The following is a 1659-nucleotide window of genomic DNA, read 5'->3' as shown; positions in this document are numbered from 1 at the left end:
GGAGTTTACGAAACGCGTCGTTCTCCCAACTCAAGAATCCACCGAACCGTTGTGAATGGATGTTATCATCCACAGGATCAGCGTAGTCTTGTGCATCAATTAACGCGTTCAGTTCCGCGAGTGCTTCATCCCCTAAAACACCTTCAATATTCACATATCCCCATAGATCAAACAGGTATTTCTCTTCAGCGTTCATCAAGCCACCTCCGTTTTGGAGAAAGGTACCTTCTACTGATGTGCCGAGCGTGAAGTGGGTTCAAGCCGTGTGACAACGATTTGTTCTCTGTCAATCAGTTCGCCGACGCGTGGTGACATCTCGTTTTTCCACCGATCATCTTCATAGACCGCTGCGTAGAGTTGCTCTCGCTGTTCTTCGCTCTCGAACCGCCGGATCCAGACGTAGAGATCGTCCTCTTCTTCGCCGATGAAACTGCCAATCACAACCATTCCTTTAGAGATCTGGAACGGGAGGACCGTTTCTTCCATGTATTTTACCCAATTCTCGCGTTGACCGGGTTTCGTTCTGTACTGCCGTAATTCAAAAAAAGCCATAAAAGTCTCCTTTTTAGGGGTTGTCAGTTATCAGCTCGTACGGGTGTTTTTGCCGGGGTGTTTCTTCGAGGTTACCCAACCCCTACGACTGACAACCAACAACCAATAACCAATAACTATTTATAATCGATTATAGCCGTAGCCTTCACCTGTGATTTCAAAGAGTGCTGCGGCTGCCAAGAAATGGATGTCTGCGTCCTGATCTTCGAGGAGCATTTCGAGGAGTGCGACTGCGTTTGCGTTTTTCGCGTCGCCGAGTGCTCTGATGACATCGAGGCGGAATCCGCGTGTAATTTGGGCTTCATGCAGTTCGGTTAGTTTTGCGACCAACGCCGTTACCGCTTTGTCGGATCCGATGTCCCCCAATGCCCGAGAGGCATCGCGCCGGATCTCCACGTGATTATCGTCGTTGTTCATGACTTCGATGAGTGCGTCAGTCGTTGAAGGATCCGCCAATTCCCTGAGGCCTTGTGTCGCGGCACGACGAACATCCTTGTTGTCTTCAGTTTCACCTTTCATCATCTGCACGAGGTCTGGTATGAGTTCCGACAGTCCGGCTTCACCGGCTGCGAGAGCAGTCGCTTTTCGGATGTCTACGTCCGGATCGGTGAGTCGCTGTTTGAGATCGGAGATATCCAGGGCTGCACCTGTGGTGCTACAACGCCCTAATGCGACCATCGCGGCATTTCTCACAGGATTGTTTTCCCATTCATCGGCGGCGCGTTCCGCCATTTTCGATGCGACGAACGCCGGTAAATTCAGTTTTTTAGCCGCAACGACGTAAATCTCCCAGCTCCAGTTGCGTTTCCAGTCATTGAGTCCAAGGTTTTTCCTGTTCGCCGCGTCCTCCAATGCGGCGATGTATTCTGTATCGTCAATGAGCCGTCTTCCAATGGCTTCAGCGGCACGCGCGCCACCGATGTTGCCAAGTGCGCGTGCGGCTTTTGTGCGGGCAGACGCGTTCGCTAAGACGGCTGTGCCAGCGTTCAACGGTATCCGCTTATCCTCAAGGATAGCAATCAATCTCGGGACTGCTGTTGTACTTTCGAGTTTTCCGAGAGCAATCATGGCGTTGTTAGCGATGTTTCCGACGCGAATGTCGAGTGC

3 protein-coding genes are annotated in these 1659 nt (G+C 51.4%); all 3 read right to left on the bottom strand.

Features of this window, described 5'->3' with window-relative positions; all coding sequences use genetic code 11:
* On the bottom strand, positions 1-196 hold a 196-nt coding region (locus J4G02_23085; GenBank protein ID MCE2397393.1), incomplete at its 3' end, for a hypothetical protein.
* A 32-nt stretch (positions 197-228) separates the two neighbouring features.
* Entirely contained in the window at positions 229-552 is a 324-nt protein-coding gene (locus tag J4G02_23080) for an NIPSNAP family protein (protein MCE2397392.1), read from the bottom strand.
* Between the two features lie 120 nt (positions 553-672).
* The coding region (locus J4G02_23075; protein MCE2397391.1) for a HEAT repeat domain-containing protein at positions 673-1659 on the bottom strand (987 nt) is incomplete at its 5' end.

The sequence above is a fragment of the Candidatus Poribacteria bacterium genome, assembly GCA_021295755.1.
Classification (GTDB): domain Bacteria; phylum Poribacteria; class WGA-4E; order WGA-4E; family PCPOR2b; genus PCPOR2b.
Note: the sequence above shows the minus strand (reverse complement) of the source record. Positions and strands in the feature narration are given on the sequence as shown.

What these genes read in the sequence shown, in the direction of transcription:
- J4G02_23080 (MCE2397392.1), bottom strand. Translation starts at nt 552, where the DNA reads ATGGCTTTTTTTGAATTACGGCAGTACAGAACGAAACCCGGTCAACGC.